Origin of the sequence: Sphingopyxis sp., assembly GCF_035998905.1 — a bacterium.
Classification (GTDB): Bacteria; Pseudomonadota; Alphaproteobacteria; order Sphingomonadales; family Sphingomonadaceae; genus Sphingopyxis.
Map to the genome: position 1 here is coordinate 224,107 of NZ_DASYHG010000025.1, position 22,334 is coordinate 246,440.

17 protein-coding genes are annotated in these 22,334 nt (G+C 65.4%); 14 read left to right on the top strand and 3 right to left on the bottom strand.

Annotated features, from left to right (window positions below):
• Window positions 1–4: 4 nt before the first annotated feature.
• From VGN62_RS15480 to VGN62_RS15515, 8 genes are all read left to right on the top strand, one after another.
• The gene (locus VGN62_RS15480) at window positions 5–859 is read left to right on the top strand and encodes an alpha/beta hydrolase (protein ID WP_327455460.1); all 855 of its coding nucleotides are present in this window, start codon (window positions 5–7) and stop codon (window positions 857–859) included.
• The gene (locus VGN62_RS15485) at window positions 856–2,454 is read left to right on the top strand and encodes a tannase/feruloyl esterase family alpha/beta hydrolase (protein WP_327455461.1); all 1,599 of its coding nucleotides are present in this window, start codon (window positions 856–858) and stop codon (window positions 2,452–2,454) included. Before VGN62_RS15480 ends, VGN62_RS15485 begins: the two co-directional genes overlap by 4 nt.
• Window positions 2,451–4,127 carry an AMP-binding protein gene (locus VGN62_RS15490; protein WP_327455462.1) on the top strand — a complete coding sequence of 559 codons (1,677 nt, stop codon included), beginning with the start codon at window positions 2,451–2,453 and terminating at the stop codon, window positions 4,125–4,127. The genes VGN62_RS15485 and VGN62_RS15490 overlap by 4 nt, the downstream gene beginning before the upstream one ends.
• Window positions 4,124–4,459 carry a hypothetical protein gene (locus tag VGN62_RS15495; RefSeq protein WP_327455463.1) on the top strand — a complete coding sequence of 112 codons (336 nt, stop codon included), beginning with the start codon at window positions 4,124–4,126 and terminating at the stop codon, window positions 4,457–4,459. Before VGN62_RS15490 ends, VGN62_RS15495 begins: the two co-directional genes overlap by 4 nt.
• Window positions 4,459–6,987 carry a glycoside hydrolase family 3 protein gene (locus tag VGN62_RS15500; protein ID WP_327455464.1) on the top strand — a complete coding sequence of 843 codons (2,529 nt, stop codon included), beginning with the start codon at window positions 4,459–4,461 and terminating at the stop codon, window positions 6,985–6,987. Before VGN62_RS15495 ends, VGN62_RS15500 begins: the two co-directional genes overlap by 1 nt.
• Before the next feature lie 59 nt (window positions 6,988–7,046).
• Complete coding sequence (locus VGN62_RS15505; RefSeq protein WP_327455465.1) at window positions 7,047–7,253, top strand: ParD-like family protein; 207 nt, start codon at window positions 7,047–7,049, stop codon at window positions 7,251–7,253.
• On the top strand, window positions 7,250–8,020 hold the full coding sequence (map, locus tag VGN62_RS15510) for a type I methionyl aminopeptidase (protein ID WP_327455466.1): 771 nt from the start codon (window positions 7,250–7,252) through the stop codon (window positions 8,018–8,020). Before VGN62_RS15505 ends, map begins: the two co-directional genes overlap by 4 nt.
• 172 nt (window positions 8,021–8,192) lie before the next feature.
• A complete protein-coding gene (locus tag VGN62_RS15515; RefSeq protein ID WP_327455467.1) occupies window positions 8,193–9,962 on the top strand; it encodes a tetratricopeptide repeat protein in 1,770 nt (589 codons plus the stop codon).
• A gap of 40 nt (window positions 9,963–10,002) precedes the next feature.
• Here the strand turns inward: VGN62_RS15515 and VGN62_RS15520 are convergent, their stop codons facing one another.
• Window positions 10,003–11,247: an acyl-CoA dehydrogenase family protein gene (locus VGN62_RS15520; RefSeq protein ID WP_327455468.1), complete on the bottom strand. Its 1,245-nt coding sequence runs from the start codon at window positions 11,245–11,247 to the stop codon at window positions 10,003–10,005.
• Between the two features lie 98 nt (window positions 11,248–11,345).
• Window positions 11,346–12,257, bottom strand: a complete 912-nt coding sequence (locus VGN62_RS15525; protein WP_327455469.1) for a LysR family transcriptional regulator — start codon at window positions 12,255–12,257, stop codon at window positions 11,346–11,348.
• Between the two features lie 141 nt (window positions 12,258–12,398).
• Between VGN62_RS15525 and VGN62_RS15530 the strand changes: the two genes are divergently transcribed.
• The 3 genes from VGN62_RS15530 to VGN62_RS15540 all read left to right on the top strand — a co-directional run bounded on the left by VGN62_RS15530 (window position 12,399) and on the right by VGN62_RS15540 (window position 17,478).
• A complete protein-coding gene (locus tag VGN62_RS15530) occupies window positions 12,399–13,577 on the top strand; it encodes an aminotransferase (protein ID WP_327455470.1) in 1,179 nt (392 codons plus the stop codon).
• 409 nt (window positions 13,578–13,986) lie between these two features.
• Window positions 13,987–16,389, top strand: coding sequence for a TonB-dependent receptor (locus VGN62_RS15535; RefSeq protein WP_327455471.1), 2,403 nt, complete (start codon window positions 13,987–13,989; stop codon window positions 16,387–16,389).
• 78 nt (window positions 16,390–16,467) lie between these two features.
• Window positions 16,468–17,478 (top strand): isopenicillin N synthase family dioxygenase, encoded by a 1,011-nt coding sequence (locus VGN62_RS15540; RefSeq protein WP_327455473.1) that lies wholly within the window; start codon window positions 16,468–16,470, stop codon window positions 17,476–17,478.
• A 10-nt stretch (window positions 17,479–17,488) separates the two neighbouring features.
• Here the strand turns inward: VGN62_RS15540 and VGN62_RS15545 are convergent, their stop codons facing one another.
• Window positions 17,489–18,370, bottom strand: a complete 882-nt coding sequence (locus tag VGN62_RS15545) for a LysR substrate-binding domain-containing protein (protein ID WP_327455475.1) — start codon at window positions 18,368–18,370, stop codon at window positions 17,489–17,491.
• Between the two features lie 100 nt (window positions 18,371–18,470).
• On the opposite strand from VGN62_RS15545, the gene psrA reads away from it, so the two are divergent.
• From psrA to phnY, 3 genes are read left to right on the top strand one after another with little or no spacing between them, the layout of a single operon-like run.
• Window positions 18,471–19,580: an iron-containing alcohol dehydrogenase PsrA gene (gene psrA, locus VGN62_RS15550; protein ID WP_327455477.1), complete on the top strand. Its 1,110-nt coding sequence runs from the start codon at window positions 18,471–18,473 to the stop codon at window positions 19,578–19,580.
• A gap of 17 nt (window positions 19,581–19,597) precedes the next feature.
• A complete protein-coding gene (phnA, locus tag VGN62_RS15555) occupies window positions 19,598–20,839 on the top strand; it encodes a phosphonoacetate hydrolase (protein ID WP_327455616.1) in 1,242 nt (413 codons plus the stop codon).
• A gap of 1 nt (window position 20,840) precedes the next feature.
• Window positions 20,841–22,298 (top strand): phosphonoacetaldehyde dehydrogenase, encoded by a 1,458-nt coding sequence (gene phnY / locus VGN62_RS15560; protein WP_327455480.1) that lies wholly within the window; start codon window positions 20,841–20,843, stop codon window positions 22,296–22,298.
• Window positions 22,299–22,334: the final 36 nt, after the last annotated feature.

Consider the following 22,334-nt stretch of genomic DNA (forward strand, 5'->3'; position numbering starts at 1 on the left):
AGCCATGACCATGCGCCTCTCTGCCGTCGTTGCCGGTGCGCTCGCCATCGTCGCGATCCCCGCCTGTGCGTGGGAGGTGATCCGCCTGTCGTCGGACCCTGTGCCCGCGACCTCGAGGGAGGTGCGCGAGACGGGAGCTTTCGGGACCATCGTGCGCAACGTCTCCGACGCGACGCTCACCCCTTATGTCGCCGACAAGCCCAACGGGACCGCGGTTATCGTCGCGCCCGGCGGCGGTTTTCACATGCTGTCGATCGACAATGAGGGCGAGGCGGTCGCGAAGTGGCTGAACAGTCAGGGCGTCACGGCGTTCGTCCTCAAATATCGCCTGCTCGAAACCGGCGCCGATTTCCCGCTTCAGATGATGCGCTATCTCGCCAATCTTCCGACCTTGCGCACTGCGGTCGAGCCGCTGCGTCCGCTGGCGACCGCCGACGGCGAGAATGCGGTGAAGTGGGTGCGGAAGAATGCGGGTCGCTATGGCATCAAATCGAACCGCGTCGGGCTGATGGGCTTTTCGGCGGGCGGCGCGGTGACGGTGTGGACGCTGGCGGCCAACAAGCCCGCGAGCCGCCCCGATTTCGCGATCGCCATCTATCCTGGTCTGCTCCCCGATACGATAGCGGTGCCGAAGAAGGCGCCGCCGCTGTTCGTCGCGGCGGCAAAGGACGACAAGCTCGCCTATGACGACAGCGTTCGCCTCGCGGCTGCGTGGAAGGGTGCTGGCGCAAGCAGCACGATCGTAACCTATGAAAGCGGAGGCCATGGTTTCGGCATGAAGAAAAGCGGCAAACCGAGCGACGCGTGGACCGACGCGATGGCGGCGTGGATGCGCGATCAGGGACTGGTCGGCAAATGAAGACCGCATCGCTTCTCTTGCTCGCCGGCGGGTCGCTGCTCACGGGCTGCACCGCCAACGAACCCGCACCCGCGCCGACGCCCGCCGTACAAAAGGCCGGGAACTGCGAAGCCTTGACCGGCATGGCGCTGAAGGACGGCAAGGTCGATACCGCGACCTCGCTTGCGGGCGGCGCGATGGTCAATCTGGAGGCGGGCAAGCCCGGTCTGCCGGCGCCCGCTGCCTTTTGCCGCGTGCAGGCGACGCTGTCGCCGGTGCCCGGATCGTCGATCAAGGTCGAGGTCTGGCTGCCCGAACGTGCGGGCTGGAACGGCAAGCTGCTCGGCGCGGGGAACGGCGGTTTCGGCGCAAACATGCTGCTTCCGTCGCTCTTGATGCGCGGCGCGGTGCAAAAGGGCTATGCTGCGGTCGGCACCGACATGGGGCATTTCAGCGAAGCCGATGTCGACGCCAGCTGGGCGCTGAACGCGCCCGAAAAGATCCGCGACTATGGCTGGCGCGCCAATCATGTCGGCGCCGAGACGGCGAAACAGGTGATCGCGGCCTTTTACGAGAACGCACTCACCGCGAGCTATTTTCACGGCTGTTCGGATGGCGGGCGGCAGGCGTTGACGCTCGCGCAGCGCTACCCCGCAGATTATGACGCGATCATCGCGGGCGCGCCTGCGATGCCGTGGACGCGCATGGCGAGCGCCTTTGCGAACAACGCGGTTGCGGCGAACAAGCCCGGCGGCGACCTGCCGATGGCGAAACTGAAATTGCTTCAGGCCGCATCGCTCGGCCAGTGCGACGGCCTCGACGGCGTCAAGGACGGCGTGATCGGCGATCCGCGCGCGTGCCATTTCGATCCCGCGAAGCTCGCGTGCAAGGGCGGCGAGGGCGCCGATTGCCTGACGCCCGGCGAGGTCGCCACCGCGAAGCTTTTCTACGAAGGTCCGAAGGGCGCCGACGGCAAGAGCTTCTACCCCGGCTTCGCGCCGGGCGCCGAGGCTGAGGCGGGAACCTGGTCGCAATGGCTGACCGGCAAGACGTCGCAGCACGTAAAATTCGGCACCGCCTTCTTCCGCTATTTCGTGCACGCCAATCCCGACTGGCAGCTTTCGGATTTTAACCTCGAGCGCGACTATGCGCTAGCAAAGGCGCGCGTCGGCGGGGATCTCGACGCCGACAGCACCGATCTTGGTGCTTTCTACAAACGCGGCGGCAAGCTGATCCTCTATCACGGCTGGAACGACGCCGGGATTCCGGCGCAGAACACGGTCGATTATTATGGGCGGCTCGTCGCGGCGAACCCGAAGGCTGCAGCGACCTCGGTGCGCCTGTTCATGGTGCCGGGCATGTCGCACTGCCTCGCAGGACCGGGGCCGAACAATTTCGATCCGCTGACGGCGCTCGACGGCTGGCGGCAGGGTAGCCCCGCGCCCGAACGGATCATCGCGACCAAATTCGACAACGATCTGTTCGCCTATATCGGCCTCCCCGCAAAGGCCGGGCGGACACGGCCGCTCTGCGCATTTCCCAAGGTCGCGAAATGGGACAATAGGGGTTCGACCGACGATGCGGCGAGCTTTACCTGCGAGGCACCCGGAAAATGACGAGCCATGTTCATGGAGCCATCGAACCACCGTTGATCGAGCATACGATCGGCACAGCGCTTGCACTGGCCGCGGAGCGCTGGGGGGAAAGCGACGCGCTCGTTTCGGTCGGGCAGGGCATAAGCTGGACGTTCGCCGAACTGCTCGAACGGTCGGACGCTTTCGCCGCGGGCTTGCTCGCGCTCGGCCTCAATCCCGGCGACCGGATCGGCATCTGGGCGCCGAATTGCGTCGAATGGACATTGACCCAGTTCGCCGCGGCGCGGGCGGGGCTGATTCTCGTCACGATCAACCCTGCCTATCGCCTGTCCGAGGTCGAATATACGATCAACAAGGTCGGCCTGTCGGCGCTCGTTGCCGCGAGCAGCTTCAAGACGAGCGACTATCCGGCGATGATCGAGGAACTTGCGCCCGAAGTCGCCGCGAGCACGCCCGGCGCGCTCCGCGCCGTCCGCCTGCCCACACTGCGCTCGCTGATCCTGATCGGCGAGCGGGCGCGCCCCGGCTGGCTGCGCTTCGCCGACGCGGCGGCGCTTGCGACCGACGCCGACCGCGAGCGGCTCGCCGCCATCGGCCCGACGCTCGATCCGAATGACGCAATCAACATCCAGTTCACCAGCGGCACCACCGGCCCGCCCAAGGGCGCGACGCTCAGCCACCGCAACATTCTCAACAACGGCTATTTCGTCGGCCGCACGCAGGGGTTGGGGCAGGGAGACCGCGTCTGCATCCCGGTGCCGCTCTATCATTGCTTCGGCATGGTGATGGGCAATCTGGCCAGCATCACCCACGGCGCCACGATGGTCTATCCATCCGAAGGGTTCGATCCCGAAGCGGTGCTGCGCGCGGTCGAGTCCGAGCGCTGCACGTCGCTCTATGGCGTGCCAACGATGTTCATCGCGGTGCTCGCGCATCCGCGCTTCGACGACTTCGACGTCTCTTCGCTGCGTACTGGCTGCATGGCCGGCGCGATCTGTCCCGAACCGTTGATGCGGCAGGTCGTCGAGCGGCTGAACATGCGCGACGTGACGATTGCCTACGGCATGACCGAAACCAGCCCGGTGAGTTTCCAGACCGCGCCCGACGACCCGTTCGAGCGCCGCGTCGGCTCGATCGGCCGCGTCCAGCCGCATCTTGAATGCAAGATCGTCGACGTGAACGGCAATGTCGTTCCGTCGGGCGAACCCGGCGAACTATGCACACGCGGCTATTCGGTGATGATCGGCTATTGGGACGAGCCCGAACGCACCGCGGACTCGATCGACGAGGATGGCTGGATGCACTCGGGCGACCTCGCGACGATCGACGCCGAAGGCTATGGCAATATCGTCGGGCGCCTCAAGGACATGGTGATCCGCGGCGGCGAGAATATCTATCCGCGCGAGGTCGAGGATTATCTCTATCGCCATCCTGCGGTCGAGGATGTCGCAGTGGTCGGTATCCCCGACGAGCGGATGGGCGAAGAATTGTGCGCGTGGGTCCGTTTGAAACCCGGCACGGAGGCCAGCGCCGACGACATGCGCGAATTCTGCCGCGGCCAGATCGCCCACTATAAAGTCCCGCGCTACGTGCGTATCGTCGGTGAATTCCCCACCACGGTGACGGGAAAGGTCCAAAAATATCTTATCAGAGAAGCGATGGTCGCCGATCTTCAAAAGGAAGAAGTAAAATGAGAACTGCCATGTTTGTTGCGGCGCTGATGGCCGCCGCCCCCGCTTTCGCCCAAGGAACTCCCGCGCCGGCACCGGCTCCCGCAGCACCCGCCCCGGCTCCGGCTGCACCCGCCGCCGATGCCAAATATAATCTCGACACGCCGCTGCAGGACATCGTCGCCGACGAAAAGGGCAAGGCGGTGATCGAGAAGCATTTCCCCGGCATGATCGCACTCCCCGAATATGAGATGTTCAAGGCGATCAGCCTGACGCAGCTCCAGCCCTATTCGAACGGCAAGATCACCGACGAAATGCTCGCCGCGACCGCCAAGGATCTGGCGGAGATCAAGTAATGAAGAGCCGGACAGCCTATCTGGCGGCAACTTTGCTGTCCTCCACGGTGGCGCTGTCCGGCGCTCAGGCGCAGGACATGATCTACAGGGACAAGTCGGCGCCGCTTGAGGCGCGCGTCGACGACCTGATGGGGCGGCTGACGCTCGACGAAAAGATCCTGCTGCTCGCGGGCGAGAGCTCGATGACGCTGAACCCAATTCCGCGGCTCGGCATCCCGTCGATCCGCATGACCGACGGGCCCACCGGGGTGCGCTCGCCCGACGGCAAGCCCGCGACCGTGTTCCCTGTCGGCGTCGCGATGGCGGCGACGTGGAACCCCGACCTCGCGGCGAAGGTCGGTGCGGCGATCGGCACGGAAACGCTCGCGCACGGCGCCGACGTGCTGCTCGCGCCGACGGTCAACATCGTGCGCACGCCGCGCTGGGGCCGCAACTTCGAAACCTATTCCGAAGACCCGTATCTCGCCGGCCAGATCGGCCTTGGCTATGTGAAGGGCGCGCAGGGCGCTGGCATCGGCGTCTCGCTCAAGCATTTCGCCGCGAACAATCAGGAAACCAATCGCTTCATCGTCGACTCGGTCGTCGATCCGCGCACGCTGCGCGAAATCTATCTCCCGGCGTTCGAGACGGTGATCAAAGAGGGCGATCCCTGGTCGGTGATGGCGTCGTACAACAAGATCAACGGGATCCACGCGGCCGAGAACCGCTGGCTGCTCACCGACCTGCTCAAGAGCGAATGGGGCTACAAGGGGTTCGTCGTGTCCGACTGGGGCGCGGTCCATTCGACCGCGACCACCGTGAACGCCGGCATGGACCTCGAAATGCCCGGACCGCCGAACCATTTCGGGCCGAAGCTCAGGAAGGCGGTCGACGAGGGCAAGGTGACGGTGGCGCAGCTCGACGATAACGCCCGCCGCATGGTGCGCCTGATCGTACGCAGCGGCGCGATCGAACGCGGCGCCTTGCGCCCAATCGCCGAAACGACGCCGCGCAACGCCGCGCTCGCGCAGAGCGCGGCCGAGGAAGCAATCGTCCTGCTCAAGAACAGCGGCGTCCTGCCGCTGCCGTCGTCGATCAAATCGCTCGCGGTGATCGGCCCCAATGCCGACGTCGTGCGCATCCAGGGCGGCGGCAGTTCGGCGGTCGTGCCGTTCGAGACAAGCACGCCGCTCGCCGCCCTCAAGGCGGCGCTGCCCGGCGTGAAGATCAGCTTCGCGCGCGGCGTCGACAATGAGGAAACGCCGCCGGGCGCCAATCCGAAACTGTTCAGCCCCGGCACCGACCGCAGCGTCACCGGCCTCGCCGCCACCTATTATGCCAATGCCGATATGAGCGGCGAACCCGTGAAGCGCGAGACCGCGACGACTTTCCTCAAACGGATCAGCGGCAACATCGCAGGGCCGCAGGTCACCGGCTATGCTGCCTTCCGCTGGGAGGGGCTGTTCTGGCCCGAAAAGAGCGGCACCTATGAATTCAGCACCCGCGGCACGGGCAATGCGACGATCACGCTCGACGGCAAGGCCGTGCTCAACAAGGCAAGCGCGTCGAAGCCCGACATTCGCGACGTGCTTGGCTTTCCGATCCCGCGGCGAACGGTCGCGGTCGAACTCGAAGCGGGGCGCAGCTATCCGATCCGCATCGATTATGTCACCGGCCAGACCCCGTACGAATATCTGAGCTTCGGTATCCGCGAGCCGCTGCCCTCGTTCGACGAGGCGGTGGCGGCGGCGCGCGATGCCGATGCCGCGGTGGTGTTCGTCGGTTCGTCGTCGACGACCGAGGGCGAGGGGTATGACCGCACCTCGCTCGACCTGCCCGGCGACCAGAACAAGCTCGTCGAAGCAGTGATTGCAGCCAATCCGAAGACCGCGGTCGTCGTCAACGCGGGTGCTGCGATGACGATGCCATGGTCCGGCAAGGCGCCGGCAATCGTCGACATGTGGCTGCCGGGCGAAGGCGGCGCTGCGGCGCTCGCGAATATCCTGACCGGCAAGGTCAATCCCTCGGGCAAGCTGCCCGTCACCTTCCCGGTGCGGACCGAGGACGACAATATCAACCTCAAGGGCGCCAAGACGCCCTATTCGGAAGGCTTGCTCGTCGGTTATCGCGGCTATGTGGCAAAAGACGTGAAGCCGCTCTTCGCCTTTGGTCACGGGCTCAGCTACACGCGCTTCACCTACTCGGGACTGTCGGGTCCGGCGCGCGTAAAGGGCAGCGCGGCGGTGCCGGTGCGCGTCACGCTGCGCAACGACGGCGCGGTCGCGGGCGAGGAAGTCGTGCAATTCTATGTGGCGCCGCTTGCTCCGGCGGCGGGCGACCCGCCGATCGCGCTGCGCGGCTTTGCCAAGGTCGACCTCGCGCCGAAGGCGCGCAAGACTGTTGCAGTCGCGCTCGACCCGCGCGCCTTTTCGCAGTTCGACGTGGACAGCGGCGCATGGCGCGTGGTGCCGGGCCGCTACCGGATCATGGTGGGCTCGTCCTCGGCCGATATCCGGCAGGTGCGCGAGATCGAGGTGACCGCCGATTGACGACCCTCATGATCCCGAATATATGAATCATATATGATTTATATATTCGGGATGAATCCATGGGAATCGTGAATATCGACGATGATCTGCACGACCAGCTTCGCAAGGCGTGCAAGGCGTCGGGGCGTTCGATTAATGCGCAGGCGGCGTTCTGGATCCGGATCGGCATGCTCTGCGAGCTGGAGCCGGGGCTGACATTCTATGAGGTCGCGTCGCGCGAACTGCGCGAAGCCATCCGCGCCGACGAGGTGCGGGCGGGGACGTGACCAAGTCCCCGCACGAAATCGAGCTGATGGCGGAAGCCGGGCGCCTGCTCGCTTCGGTCTTCGAACATCTCGACACCGTCGCGCTCGCCGGCCTGTCGACGATGGCGGTGAACGACATGGTCGACGACCTGATCGTGCGTCGTCTGTCCGCGCGCCCCGCGAGCAAGGGGCAATATGGCTATGAATATGTCCTCAATTGTTCGCGGAACGACGTCGTCTGCCACGGCGTGCCGTCCGAAACCGACATCGTGCAGGACGGTGATATCGTCAATTTCGACATCACGCTGGAAAAGGGCGGCTATATCGCCGATTCCAGCAAGACCTACCTGGTCGGCGACGTCGCCCCCGCGGCGCGGCGGCTGGTCTCGGTCACCTATGATGCGATGTGGCAAGGCATCGCGGCGGTGCGTCCGGGCGCGCGGCTCGGCGACATCGGCCACGCGATCGAACGCCACGCCAAACGCCATGGCTATACGATCGTCCGCGAATATTGCGGGCATGGCATCGGGCGCGAGATGCACGAAGAGCCGCAAATCCTCCATTATGGCCGGCCCGGGACCGGACTGGTCCTGCGCGAGGGCATGGTGTTCACGATCGAACCGATGCTCAATCAAGGCCGGCGATCGGTGCGGACACTGGCGGACGGATGGACCGTCGTGACGGCAGACGGGAAACTGTCGGCGCAGTTCGAGCACACCGTTGCCGTGACGCGCCAGGGCGTGCGCGTGCTGACCTTGCGATCCGATGAGAAGGCGCGCGTTCACTGAAAGTCGTTACGGTAAAAACAGGCGCATGCCGCAGATTCTTGCAACGCCACAGTATATCTTTCGGAATCTACTCAGTAATATGACAATGGCCCGCAAATTTGGGGGTAATCTACTTTTGTGATAGGTTAGAAGCTTGTTTCTGGTTCGCCTTCGCGGGAAGAGGGGAATTGTGATGCTTCGTCCGCTAAAGCTCGCCGCGATCGTCGGCGCCGGTTTTTCTCTCGCCAGTTTTTCGCCCTCGCCGGGCTTTTCGGCAGCGGCGCTCGATGCGCTCGACCCCAGCCGGCTGGCCTCGCTTTCGTGCGGTGTGCGGCGCGCAGGATCGGCGCTCGCCAACGAGCTGCTGATTGCCTCCGCCATCGCGGCGCCGGCCAGCGCGGGTAAAACGATCCCGCTCTATCCCGATCTCGCCGCGTCGCCGTTCCCGGTTTCGACGCGTGCGCCGCAGGCGCGGCGCTATTTCAGCCAGGGGCTGATCCTGACCTATGGCTTCAACCACGCTGGCGCGGTGCGCTCGTTTCGCGAGGCGCAACGTCTCGATCCCGACTGCGCGATGTGCTGGTGGGGCGAGGCGGTCGCGCTCGGCCCGAACATCAACGCGCCGATGGACGATCGCGACCATGATGCAGCGCTCGATGCGATGGACCGCGCGATGGCGCTGCGTAGCGCGGCGACACCGATGGAGCGCGCGCTGATTGAGGCCGTCGCGCGGCGCTATTCGCGCGACCCGAAGGCCGATCGCGCCGCGCTCGACGGCGCTTATGCCGATGCAATGCTCGACGTCGCGCGCCGCTTTCCGGGTGACGACGATGTCGCGGTGCTCGCGGCGGAGGCGGCGATGGATACCAGCCCGTGGAATTATTGGGAGGCCGACAAGAAGACGCCCGTCGGCCGCAGCGGCGAAGCCGTGCGCCTCGTCGAAGCGGTGCTGCGCCGCAATCCCGGCCATGTGCAGGCAAACCATCTCTATATCCACCTGCTCGAGGCGAGCGACCCCAAGCGCGCCGAGGCCGCGGCTGACCGGCTCGCGAACCCGTTGGCTCCCAGCGCCGCACACCTCGTCCACATGCCGGGGCATATTTTCCAGCTGCGTGGTCGGCACGCCGATTCCATCCGCGCCAATATTGCGGCGGCGCGCGCGGACGAGGCCTATATCCGCAGCGCAGGCGACAATGGCCTCGTGCGCTACGGCTATTATCCGCACAATATCCATTTCATCGTGACCTCGGCCCAAATGGCGGGCGACATGCGCACCGCGGTCCGCGAGGCGCAGCGGCTGCGGACCGTGCTCGATCCCGAAACCTCGGCGCGGCTCGCGTGGATCCAGGCGATCGATGCCGCGCCCTATATGGCGATGGCGCAGTTCGCCGAGCCGAAGGCGATATTGGCGATGCCCGCGGCCGACCCGCGGCTCCCTTACGCGGCGGGGATACGCCACTATGCGCGCGGCGTCGCCTATGCGTCGCTTCGCGACCGGGCCGGGTTCGATCGGGAAATGGCCGCGATGGAAAGCCTCCGGACATCGGGCGGGCTGAAGGGCATGATCGATCAGGGCGTACCCGCCGGCGATCTGCTGATGCTCGCCGAACTCGTTGCGCGCGGCCGCTTCGCGTCTGCACAGGGTCGGCTCGACGAAGCGATCGCCTTTTATCGCCGCGCGGCTGAAATCGAGGCAAGCCTTCCCTATCAGGAGCCGCCTTACTGGTATTATCCGGTGAAACAGTCGCTCGGCGCGGCGCTGTTTCGCGCGGGGCGCCACGCCGAAGCGAGCGACGCTTTTCGCGGGGCACTCGCGCAAACGCCGAACAATGGCTGGGCGCTGTACGGGCTTGGCCGCAGCGAAGCCGCGCAGGGGCATAAGCTCGAAGCCGCCGCCGCGAACAAGGCGCTATCGAAGGCCTGGATCGGCGATGCGCGCTGGCTCCGCATGGAGCGGTTGTAGGGGTGTTGGCGGGCGGCGCCCGAAGGCGCCGCCAGTTTGATCAGTGCCGGGCGAGTTCGTCGCGGCCAACCACCATATAATGGACTTCGTCGGGGCCGTCGGCGAAGCGCAGGTGACGCACGTCTGCGTATAGCTCGGCGAGCGGCGTCCAGTGCGAAATCCCGGTTGCGCCGTGGATCTGGATCGCCTGATCGATGATCTGGCAGGCGCGTTCGGGAACCATCGCCTTCGCCATACTCACCCAGACGCGTGCCTCACGGTTTCCGAGCAGGTCCATCGCCTTTGCGGCTTTCAGAACGATCAGCCGCATCGCCTCGATCTCGACCCGCGCGCGCGCGATGACCTCGAGATTCTTGCCGAGCTGCGACAGCGGCTTGCCGAAGGCGGTGCGCGAATTGCCGCGCTTCACCATCAGGTCGAGCGCGACCTCGGCCTTGCCGATCGTGCGCATGCAGTGGTGGATGCGGCCAGGCCCGAGGCGCATCTGCGAAATCTCGAACCCGCGGCCCTCGCCGAGCAGGATATTCTCGCGCGGCACGCGGACATTGTCGAAACGCATATGCATGTGGCCTTGCGGCGCATGGTCGGCGCCGAAGACGCGCATCGGCCCCAGCACTTGCACGCCCGGCGTGTCCATCGGCACGAGGATTTGCGAATGCTGTCCCTTGCGCGACGCTTCGGGGTTGGTTTTCAGCATGCAGATCAGGATCTTGCAGCGCGGATCGCCGGCGCCGCTGATGAAATATTTCTCGCCGTTGATCACCCATTCGTTGCCGTCGAGCACGGCGCTGGTTTCGAGATTGCTCGCGTCGGACGAGGCGACGCCGGGCTCGGTCATCACATAGGCCGAGCGGATTTCACCGTTCAAAAGTGGCTTCAGCCAGCGCTCCTTCTGCTCGGGCGTGCCCACCATTTCGAGCACTTCCATATTGCCCGTGTCGGGCGCCGAGCAATTGAGTGATTCCGATGCGAGCGGCGATTTTCCGAGTTCGGCAGCGATATAGGCATAGTCGAGATTGGAAAGCGGCGTGCCCGTGTCGCCGTGCGGCAGGAAGAAGTTCCACAGGCCCGCGGCCTTCGCCTTGTTCTTCGCGCCTTCGAGCAGTTCAAGCTGTCCGGGCGCCCAGCTCCAGCGATCGGTGCGGCCTTCGCCGAGCCGGAAGAACTCCTCGGTGATTGGATCGACATTTTCGGCGATGTGGCGCTTCACCGCGTCGAACAGCGGTTGCGCCTCCTTCGACATGCGGAGGTCGTTGAGTTCGGCCTGAAGTTCGATTTCGGTCATGGGCAGGTCTCCAGTGGATTTTCACTGCGGACACTAAGCGCACCATGTCATTTAAGAAAATGATAGGATCGAATAGTCGGTATTCGGTTAGAGAATGGCTAGGCCGCTGCCGCTAGTTCGTCGACGATGATCGCGCGCAGCCAGCCGAGGCCCGGATCGGCCTGCGCCGCCTGATGCCAGTAAAGATAGCTGCCGCCGGGTTCGACCGGTAGCGGCAGGTCGACGAGCTGCATCGGCCACATCGCGTCGAGCACCGCCGCGTGCGATCGGGGGAGCGCGAAGAGCATGTCCGAGGTCGCGACGATCTGCCACGCGGTGATCGCATGCTGGCATCGCACCGCGACGCGCCGCGTCAGGCCCATCTGGTCGAGCGCCATATCCTCGATTCCGGGACCGTATGGCCGCGCCGTTGCAATGATATGGTCGAGCGCCAGATAGGTATCGAGATCGATCGCGCCGTCGACGCGCGGATGCCCCTTCCGCGCGACGACGACGAGCGGCTCGGTCCCGAGATAGTGGCGGCAGAGCCGGTCGTCGGCGGGCAGCGCGACGTCGAGCGCGAGGTCGAGGTCTCCGTTCGCGAGCATGATGGCCAGATCGCGGCGGCGGAAGGTCACACTGGCGAGCGCGACATGCGGCGCTTCGGCGCGCACCCGCGACACGAGCGAAGAGAAGCGCGGCATCTCGCCCGACAGGCGTACGCCGATGCGGAACTCGCGCGTCGCCTCGGCGGGATCGAAGGCGGTGGCGGCGTCGAGCGCCACATCGAGCCCGCGCAGCGCCTCGCGCACCGGACCCGCGATCGCACGCGCCGCGGAGGTCGGGACGAGGCGATTACCCTGCCGCACGAAAAGCGGGTCGCTGAAGATATCGCGCAGCTTGGCGAGCGCATGGCTGATCGCGGGCTGCGACAGGTTCAGGTGCCGCGCCGCCGCCGAGACCCCGCCCTTCGCGAAGATCGCGTCGAAAATCCGGAGGAGGTTGAGGTCGAAGCGGGCGAGATGCCGCAAGGCGTTCTCCTGAATTCGGCAGGCGGCGTGATCGTCGGTGCATAGCAGCAAGGGCGCCGAAGGGAAGCCGCGCGGCGCGCGCTTTACAGCGGCGGCTTCGATAGGCGACAAGTGTGTTCGAACTATCTGCCGGAGACTGGAATGAGCCGCGTGCACCCCCTCTATGATGCGATGGCGCCGACGATCTTCGAGCATATGTCGGGGCTGGCGGCGGCGCAGGGTGCAATCAACCTCGGGCAGGGCTTTCCCGACGAGCCGTCATCGCCGGACATGATCGACGCCGCTGCGCGCGCGCTGCGCGACAAGTCCAGCCAATATCCCCCTGCGTTCGGCTTCGCCGAACTGCGCGACGCGATTGGCCGCTTTTATGCGCGGCGGCAGGGACTCGCCGTTGCGCGCGAACGGGTGATCGTGACGTCGGGCGCGACCGAGGCGCTCGCCGCCTCGCTGCTTGCGCTCATCCGGCCGGGCGACGAGGTTATCCTGTTCCAGCCAGCCTATGACAGCTATGCGCCAATGATCCGCCGCGCCGGCGGCACCCCGGTATCGGTCGCGTTGCATCCGCCGCACTGGCGTTACGAGGCCGATGCGCTCGAACGCGCGATCACGCCGCGCACGCGGCTCCTGATGTTCAACGACCCGCTCAATCCCGCGGGCAAGGTCGCGAGCGACGCCGAACTCGCGCTGATCGCCGACGCCTGTCGCCGGCACGACCTCGTCGCGATCTGTGACGAGGTTTGGGAAGATGTGCGGTTCGACGGCGCGCCGCATCGATCTTTGTGGTCGCTGCCCGGGATGGAAGCGCGCGTGGTGAAGATCGGGTCTGCGGGCAAGATTTTCGGCCTGACCGGGTGGAAGGTCGGCTGGCTGTTGGCGGCGCCTGACGTGGCGCGCACGATCGGCCGCGCGCACCAGTTCCTGACCTTCACGACGCCGCCGGCGTTGCAATGGGCGGTCGCCGAGGGGCTCGATCGTCCCGACAACTGGTTCGCGCCGCAGCGCACGGCATGGGCGGCGGCGCGCGAACGGCTGGCGCGCGGGCTGGCCGGCGCGGGCTTTGTCGTCCTGCCGGGCGACGCGACATGGTTTCTGTGTATCGACCTTGCGGCGTCGGGCATTGCGCTCGATGACCGGGCATTCAGCGAGCGCGCGGTGCGCGAGGCAGGGGTCGCCTCGATCCCCGTGTCGGCCTTGTTCGAAGGCGAGGGGCCGCGGCATATTTTGCGGCTCTGTTTTGCGAAGGATCATGCGACGCTCGACGAGGCGGTCGTGCGGCTGGCGCGGTTCCGCGATGCGCTGGCGGCCGGAGCCGGGAGCTAGCGAACCCGGCGGGCCGGCCCAAATATTTCCTTTCGCGATGCCAAGAAAGCTTGGCGCGACATATATCAATCAAATAAGTAGAGAAATTGCAGGTCTTCGGACCTCGCGGCTTTTGATGGCTGTCAGCTTGCTCCGCGTCACCAACGGCTAAAGCGCACGAAGCCCTGACGCGTGTCGGATTCGTGCTTCTGTGAAAGGAGATACGATATGAGAGTCCGGCGCCCGGAAAACCCCCGCCACCGCAATGTAGCCGCCACCCAGCGGCTTCCCCATCCGTCCTGGTCACCGCTTCCGAGCGAGCTGCGGCGCGTGAGCGCGCAGGAATTCTGGCAGCGGCTCGGCCTGTAACCGAACGCGTCGAGCGCATTCCCGACAAGATAACAAGCAACAATCCGGAAGGACTCCCCCAATGCAGCGTTTCCCCATCGTCGCCACCAGCTTTCTTGCCATTGCCGCCTTCGCTGCGGCGCCGGCCTATGCGCAGGATACGAACATCCCGGCGGGTGACGAAGCCGCGCAGGGTGATGAAATCATCGTGACCGGCACGCGCGCCGCAGGGCGCTCTCGGCTCGATTCGCCGGCCCCGGTCGATGTGCTCGGCGGCGAGACCCTGCGGCGCCAGGGTTCGACCGAATTGGGGCAGGCGCTCGCGACGGTTGCGCCGTCGATCGACTTCAAGCGTCCGTCGGCGGTAGACGGCACCGATGCAATCCGCCCCGCGACCTTGCGCGGCTTGGCGCCCGACCAGACCCTCGTCCTGATCAACGGCACGCGGGGACACACCTCGGCGTTGCTCAACGTCAACGGCAGTGTCGGCCGCGGCTCGGCGGCGGTCGATCTCAACACCATCCCGACGGTTGCGTTCGACCGGATCGAGGTGCTGCGCGATGGAGCCGCGGCGCAATATGGTTCGGACGCCATCGCGGGGGTGGTCAACGTCCGCCTGCGCGAAGCGCGCGAAGGCGGCGGCGTCTCTGCCACCTACGGCTTTTACAATACCGACATCGACACCGCGCGCGGCAGCCGCAGCAAGACGGGCGAACCCGTCCTGACCGTGTCGGGGTGGCAGGGGATCGCGCTCGGTGACGAGGGCTATGTCACGATTTCGGGTGAATATGTCGACCGCAAGCCGACCAATCGCGCCGATTTCGACCCGCGCGTCACGCCCTCGCGGATCACCGGGCGCTTCGGCGATCCCGAGGTCGAGCAATATTCGCTGTGGGTCAACGCGGGGACGCCGGTCGCCGAGGGGATCGAACTTTATGGCTGGGCGGGCTATCAGAACCGCGACAGCAGGAGCGCCGCCTTTCCGCGCCTCCCCGCCGCAGCCGCCGCCGTGTCGCTGATCTGGCCCGACGGGTTCCTGCCGCTGATCAACACCAAGTCGCGCGACCTCAACTCCGCGGTCGGGCTGCGCGGCGACCTCGGCGAATGGAATGTCGACCTCAACCTCAGCTATGGCCGAAACCGCATCGAGTTCCGGACGCTCAATTCGGCGAACTATAGCTATGGCAATTCGTCGCCGACCGATTTCTATGACGGTGCGGTCGCCTATGACCAGTGGGTCCTCGGGCTCGACGTGTCGCGCCGCTTCGACGTCTTCGAAGAGCTGAACGTCGCCTTCGGGGTCGAGGGGCGCCGCGAGGGGTACAAGATCACCGCGGGCGAGCGCGCTTCCTATGATTATCCGCCGACCGGCGCGATCCCCGGACAGGCACCCGGCGCGCAGGGTTTTGGCGGCTTCTCGCCATTGAATGCGATCGAGAAAAGCCGCCGCAACGCTAGCGCCTATCTCGACCTCGAGGCGAAGCTGACGCGGTCGCTGCTGCTCGGTCTCGCCGGGCGCGTCGAGGATTATTCGGACTTCGGATCGACCGCGAACGGCAAGGTGTCGCTGCGCTTCGACGCGGCCGACTGGCTGGCGCTGCGCGGAACGGCGTCGACCGGCTTCCGCGCGCCGTCGCTCCAGCAGCAATATTTCACCTCGATTGCCTCGGTGGTGCAGAATGGCGCGCCGGTCCTGACCGGCCAGTTCCCTTCGGTCAACCCCGTCGCCGCCGCGCTCGGCGGGCTGCCGCTCGAACCTGAGAAATCGACCAACTTTTCTGTCGGCACGGTGATCCGCGCGGGCGGTTTCAGCCTGACCGTCGATGCGTATCAGATCAGGATCCGCGACCAGCTCGCTCTGTCGGAGAATATCCAGGCGAGCTTCAGCCCGCAGGTCGCGGCGATCCTCGCGCCGTTCAACGTGCCCGCCGCGCGTTTCTTCATCAACGGCCTCAAGACCCGCACCCGCGGCGTCGACGTCGTCGCCAACTACAAGGCACGGACCGATACGCTGGGGACGTTCGACTTTACCATCGCCGCCAATTTCAACGATGTCGACGTGCTGCGCATCCCGACCTCGACCGCCGTGCTCAATCCGGCGCCGCCGCTGCTCGGCCGCAACCGCATCGCGTCGATCGAAGAGGGCACGCCGCGCGAGAAGGTGACGGGCGCGATCGACTGGTCGGGCGACGCGCTCGGCGCGACTTTGCGCGCGACCTATTATGGCGAGGTCAACCAGCCGGGAACGGCAGCGAACGGTTCGGCCGACATCTTGACCGGCAAGCATGTCGTCACCGACCTGGAGCTGCGCTACGCCCCTGCCAAGGGCGCGCAATTCGCGATCGGGGCGAGCAACTTGTTCGACGTCTATCCCGACGCGACGCCTGCCGCGCTCAACACCACGGGCGTCGTCGGCTTCCCCTATTATTCGCCGTTCGGCTTTAATGGGCGTTACCTTTACGCGCGCATCGGACTGAACTGGTGAGCGAGCGGATCGGCGCGCTGCTACTGTCCTGATGCGCGCCGCATGGCGAGGCGGCGGCTTTTGCGTTAGGTCGATGCGATGACTCAAACTCTGCCCGTGATCGATATCGAGCCGCTGCGTCTGATGTCGGACAAGGCGATGATTGCCGATACGGCGGCGAGGATCGATGCGGCGTGCCGCGAATTCGGCTTTTTCTATGCCGCCGGGCACGGGATCGGCCCCGCCATCGTGGCGGACCTGCTGGCGGCGAGCGAAGCCTTTTTCGCGCTTCCCGAGCGCGACAAGGCGGCGATCGCGATGGACAAGGGCGGCATCGCGTGGCGCGGCTGGTTTCCCGTCGCGGGCGAACTCACGTCGGGCATCCCCGACCTCAAGGAAGGGCTGTATCTCGGCGAAGAGCTGGGCGCGAGCGATCCCCGCGTCGCGGCGCGGCTGCCGCTTCATGGCGCGAACCTCTGGCCCGAAGCCGTGCCCGCGCTGCGCCCGGCGGTCGAAGCCTATCTGGCGGCTGCAACGCGCGCGGGCGAGGCGCTGATGCGCGGTATGGCGCTGGCGCTCGGGTTCGAAGCCGATCATTTCGCGCGCGGGCTGACACACCATCCGACGCTGCTCTTCCGCATATTCCATTATCCCGCGACGGTGGGCGCGGCAGGGGCCGAGGAGGGGTTCGGGGTCGGCGAGCATAGCGATTACGGGCTGCTCACCTTGTTGGGGCAGGACGACAAGGGCGGGCTGGAGGTGCGCACGCGTCAGGGCTGGATCGACGTGCCGCCGCGCGGCGACGCGCTGGTGATCAACGTCGGCGACATGTTCGAGCGCCTGACGCGCGGACGCTTCCGCTCAGCGCCGCACCGCGTCGTCAATCGTGCGGGGGTGTCGCGTTATTCCTTTCCGCTCTTTTTCGATCCAGACTTCGCGGCCGATGTCGAGCCGCTGCCGATCGACACCGCGGGCAGCGAGCCGGGCGAAGCGCGTTGGGACGGGGTCGATTTCCACAAGTCCATCGGCTCCTATGGCGATTACCTGATCGGCAAGGTGAGCAAGGTCTTTCCCGAGCTGGCCGACGCCCGGCTGGAACGCGACGGGTAACGCAGACAGATTAGTGCGCCGCCGGGGGCAGGGCGCTCGTAACCTCAAGAAAAGCCGATATCAGGCGCGATTGCAGCCGGTCCTGCCGGCACACGATGTGGGCGTAGTTGAAGATTTCGGCGTCGACGACGGGCAGGCTGCGGATGCGATCGTCGGCGATATATTCGGCGCTGGAGACGAAGCCGAAGCCGACGCCGCTCGCGACCGCCTCGCGTACTGCTTCGCGGCTGCCGATTTCCATTACGATCTTCGGCCGCACATTCGCTTTCGCCATCGCCTCGTCGCTCGCGCGGCGGGTGTTCGAGCCATGCTCGCGCGCGACCATCGGCTGGCCGTCGAGTTCGGCAATGCGGATATGGTCGCGATCGGGCGCGAAAAGCGGATGGTCGCGGCGCCCGAATGCGACGATCGGGCTTTCGCTATACTGCGAGAACCATAGCCGCTCGTCATTTTCGACATAGGCCAGCACCGCGACGTCCGATTCGAATTCGAGCAGGTTGCGCAGCACGACGTTCGAGTTGCCGATCGACACCGAAATCTCGATCTCGGGATAGCGGGCGTGGAAGGCGACGAGCATTTCGGTCACATGAAAGGGACCGACCGCGCCAACGCGAAGATGGCCGGTGCGCAGTTCGCGGCTTTCGGTCAGGAAGGCCCGCGCGTCGGCTTCGTCCGCGATCATGCGCCGCGTGATCTGCTGAAGCTCGCGCCCGGCATCGGTCAGCCGCATCCGCCGCCCGGTGCGTACGAACAGCTCGACCGCATATTCCTCCTCCAACTGGCGGATTTGTGTGGTCAGGGTCGGCTGGGTGATATTCAGCCGGTTCGCCGCGGCGGTGACGCTCTCGGTTTCGGCGACCGCGTGGAAGGATCGGAGCTGCGTATATCTCATAGATTTTTTATATAGATGAAGCGAAAACTATCAATTGGATAATTGAGCGCGCATCGGCTTCAAGGCTCCCAACAAGAGCAAAGGGAGGGCGGAAGCGCCGATGTCGAATTCGTGGAAATATGGGAATCCCGTCGAGGTGACATTTTGCGAGGACGCCGTTGCGGCGGTCGCCGAGAAGGTCGCGGGCCGCAGCTATGCCCTCGTCACCTATAACGACCATCCCTATTTCGACGATGTCGTTGCGGCGATTTCGGCGCGTGTCGGCGCCCCTGCGGTCGTGGCGCGCGAGGTCGAACCCAACCCCAGCTTCAACGGGCTGCGCGGCCTGTGCCGTACCTTCGGCGCTGCCGCGACGGCCCCCGAAGTCATCGTCGCATTCGGCGGCGGATCGGTGATCGACTCGGCCAAGGCGCTCGCGGTCTCGAACGGCGACTTCGCCAATGTCCAGGATTTCCTGGAAGGCCGGAAGAGCGCCGAGGCAGTGAAGGCGGTGCCGATCATTGCGGTGCCGACGACCTTCGGTACCGGCAGCGAGGTTACCTCTTGGGCAACGATCTGGGATACCGATGCGCGCAAGAAATATTCGCTGAACCGGCCCGATCTCTATCCCGAGCACGCGATCATCGATCCCTCGACCTCGCTGGGCGTGCCGCGCGGACTGACGCTGGCGACGGGCCTCGACACGCTGTCGCACGCGCTCGAAAGCATCTGGAACGTCAACGCCAACCCCGTGTCGGCGAACCACGCGATTTTCGCCGCGAGCGAGTCGATCGACGCATTGCCCAGATTGGTCGACGACCTCGGCAATCTCGAGCTGCGGACCCGCGTCGCGCGCGCCAGCCTGTTTGCAGGACTTGCCTTTTCGAACACCAAGACCGCGCTCGCGCATTCGCTTTCCTATTATCTGACGCTGCACCATGGGACGGTCCACGGGATCGCCTGTTCGTTCATGCTGCCCGCCGTCATGCGCAGCGTGATCGGGCAGAACGCGGCCTGCGATCAGGCGCTGACGCGGATATTCGGCGAGGATCTCGCTGCAGGCGCCGACCGGCTCGATGGCTTCCTGACCGAGCTCGGCGTGTCGACCGACGCGACCGATTACGGCGTCACGCGCGAGAATTGGCTCGCGGCGATCGACGATGCCCTCGACGGCGAACGAGGGCGCAATTTTATCGGCACCCGCGATGCCTTTCTATCCAGCGCGGCCTGAGGAGAAACTTTGTGAACATGCCTGCCAACCCCGCCGACCTCGTTGTCAATGGCCGCGCCTATGCGCACCCTGACCGGCCCGTCGTCGTCATCTGTCTCGACGGTTCCGAGCCTGGCTATATCGAGGCCGCGATCGAGGCGGGGGTTGCGCCGAACCTCGACCGCATCCTCAGGACGGGGACGAACCGGACCGCGCTGTCGGTGGTCCCGACCTTTACCAATCCGAACAACCTGTCGATCGTCACCGGCCGGCCGCCGGCGGTGCACGGCATTTCGGGCAATTTCTTCTACGACCGCGAGGCGGGCGTCGAGGTGATGATGAACGACGCGAAATTCCTGCGCGTGCCGACCATCTTCGCGACCGCCCAACAGGCCGGGATGAAGGTCGCGGTGGTGACCGCCAAGGACAAGCTGCGCACGCTTCTCGGCAAGGGGCTGGACTTTGCGAGCGGGACCGCGATCGCCTTTTCGTCGGAAAAGGCCGACCAGGCGACGAAGGCCGAAAACGGCATCGAGGACGTGCTCGATTTCGTCGGCCTGCCGCTCCCGAATGTCTATTCGGCCGACCTTTCGGAGTTCATCTTTGCTGCGGGCGTCAAGCTGCTGGACAGCTTCCGCCCCGACCTCATGTATCTTTCGACCACCGACTATGTGCAGCACAAGGCGGCGCCGGGCGCGAAGGCCGCGAATGATTTCTACGCGATGTTCGACCGCTATGTGGGGCAGCTCGACGCCGCTGGCTGCACGATCGTCATCACTGCCGACCACGGCATGAATGACAAGCATGACAGCGCGCAGCAGCCCGACGTCATCTATCTCCAGGACGTGCTCGACGCCGAACTCGGGGCGGGGACGGCGCGTGTGATCCTGCCGATCACCGACCCCTATGTCGCACACCACGGCGCGCTCGGGTCGTTCGCGACGGTCTATGTCGATGCCGACAAGGTCCAGTCGGTGATCGACGCCGCCGGCGCGATCGACGGTGTGACGGTCGCGATTGCGGCCGCGGAGGCGGGCGAGCGCTTCGAGCTGCCCATCGATCGTATCGGCGATGTCGTTGTTATCTGCGATCGCCACAAGGTGCTTGGCACCACCGCCGCGCGGCACGATTTTTCGGGCCTGACCGAACCGCTGCGCAGCCACGGAGGGCTGACCGAGCAGACTGTGCCGCTGATCTCGAACCGCCCGACCGAGGTGCGGTCCGACCGCGTCCTGCGCAACTTCGACGCGTTCGACATGGCACTGAACCTGGTGCGCTGAGATGAACATCCACACCACCCCCAGCCAGCCCGTCCGCCTCGAATCGATGCGCATCGCCGGCAAGCTCGTCCAGACCGACGAGGTCATCGAGGTCCGCAACCCCTATGACAACACGCTGACCGGCACTGTCCCTGCGGCGCGGGCCGAGCATGTCCGCGAGGCGTTCCGTACGGCGAAGGCATTCAAACCGGCGCTGAGCCGTTACGAGCGCCAGCAGATCTTGCAGCGCACTGCCGAACTGCTGCGCGACCGCAAGGAGAAGTTCGCGCGGCTGATCGTCGCCGAGACGGGCCTCTGCTGGAAGGACGGGCTCTACGAAGCGAGCCGCGCCTATGACGTGTGGTCGTTCGCGGCGCAGCTCACCATCAAGGATGATGGCGAGATTTACGCCTGCGACATTTCGCCGATGGGCAAGGAGCGCAAGATTTTCACGACGCGCGTGCCACTGCTCGGCGTCGTGTCGGCGATCACGCCGTTCAACCACCCACTCAACATGGTCAGTCACAAGCTGGCGCCGGCGATCGCGACGAACAATCGCGTCGTGCTGAAGCCGACCGAACTGACCCCGCTCACCGCGCTCGCGCTCGCCGATGTGCTGTACGAAGCGGGGCTGCCCCCTGAGATGCTGTCGGTGATCACGGGCAATCCGTCGACAATGGGCGACGCGATGATCACCGATCCCGACGCGGACCTTGTGACCTTCACCGGTTCGGTCCGCGTCGGCAAGCACATCGCGAACACCGCAGGCTACAAGCGCAAGGTGCTCGAGCTTGGCGGCAATGATCCGCTGATCGTGATGGAGGACGCCGACCTCGACAAGGCCGCCGAGCTTGCGGTTGCCGGAGCGACGAAGAATTCTGGGCAGCGCTGCACCGCGGTGAAGCGGATCCTGGTGGTCGACAGCGTTGCCGACGATTTCGCGAAACTCGTCGCCGAAAAGGCGAAGCTGCTGAAGAGCGGCGACCCGATGGATCCGTCGACCGATGTCGGCACGGTCATCAATGAACGGTCGGCGATCCTCTTTGAAAACCGCGTCAACGATGCGGTCGAGCGCGGCGCAGAAATCCTGCACGGCGCGCCGCGGCGCGGGGCGCTGTTCGCGCCGACCGTCGTCGATCATGTGCCCGCCGATTGCGAACTGGTGTTCGAGGAAACCTTCGGTCCGGTGATCCCGATCGTTCGCTGCCCCGACGATATTTCGGAGGTGATCCGGATATCGAACTCGACCGCCTATGGCCTGTCGTCGGGCGTCTGCACCAACCGCCTCGATTATATCACGCGCTTCGTCGCCGAGCTCGAGGTCGGGACGGTCAATGTCTGGGAAGTCCCTGGCTACCGGATCGAAATGTCGCCCTTTGGCGGGATCAAGGATTCGGGGCTGGGCGACAAGGAAGGCGTCGTCGAGGCGATGAAGGGCTTTACCAACGTCCGGACATGGTCGCTCCCCTGGAACATTTAATATTATGTCATAAAAACTGCACAAGAATCACTAAAT

Bases quoted from the DNA above. Each gene is read 5' to 3' on its own strand.
- VGN62_RS15535 (WP_327455471.1), top strand. From the start codon at position 13,987: ATGCAGCGTTTCCCCATCGTCGCCACCAGCTTTCTTGCCATTGCCGCC.
- psrA (WP_327455477.1), top strand. From the start codon at position 18,471: ATGTCGAATTCGTGGAAATATGGGAATCCCGTCGAGGTGACATTTTGC.
- VGN62_RS15485 (WP_327455461.1), top strand. From the start codon at position 856: ATGAAGACCGCATCGCTTCTCTTGCTCGCCGGCGGGTCGCTGCTCACG.
- VGN62_RS15500 (WP_327455464.1), top strand. From the start codon at position 4,459: ATGAAGAGCCGGACAGCCTATCTGGCGGCAACTTTGCTGTCCTCCACG.
- VGN62_RS15480 (WP_327455460.1), top strand. From the start codon at position 5: ATGACCATGCGCCTCTCTGCCGTCGTTGCCGGTGCGCTCGCCATCGTC.
- VGN62_RS15545 (WP_327455475.1), bottom strand. From the start codon at position 18,370: ATGAGATATACGCAGCTCCGATCCTTCCACGCGGTCGCCGAAACCGAG.
- VGN62_RS15490 (WP_327455462.1), top strand. From the start codon at position 2,451: ATGACGAGCCATGTTCATGGAGCCATCGAACCACCGTTGATCGAGCAT.
- VGN62_RS15515 (WP_327455467.1), top strand. From the start codon at position 8,193: ATGCTTCGTCCGCTAAAGCTCGCCGCGATCGTCGGCGCCGGTTTTTCT.
- VGN62_RS15530 (WP_327455470.1), top strand. From the start codon at position 12,399: ATGAGCCGCGTGCACCCCCTCTATGATGCGATGGCGCCGACGATCTTC.
- phnA (WP_327455616.1), top strand. From the start codon at position 19,598: ATGCCTGCCAACCCCGCCGACCTCGTTGTCAATGGCCGCGCCTATGCG.
- VGN62_RS15540 (WP_327455473.1), top strand. From the start codon at position 16,468: ATGACTCAAACTCTGCCCGTGATCGATATCGAGCCGCTGCGTCTGATG.
- VGN62_RS15520 (WP_327455468.1), bottom strand. From the start codon at position 11,247: ATGACCGAAATCGAACTTCAGGCCGAACTCAACGACCTCCGCATGTCG.
- VGN62_RS15505 (WP_327455465.1), top strand. From the start codon at position 7,047: ATGGGAATCGTGAATATCGACGATGATCTGCACGACCAGCTTCGCAAG.
- VGN62_RS15495 (WP_327455463.1), top strand. From the start codon at position 4,124: ATGAGAACTGCCATGTTTGTTGCGGCGCTGATGGCCGCCGCCCCCGCT.
- phnY (WP_327455480.1), top strand. From the start codon at position 20,841: ATGAACATCCACACCACCCCCAGCCAGCCCGTCCGCCTCGAATCGATG.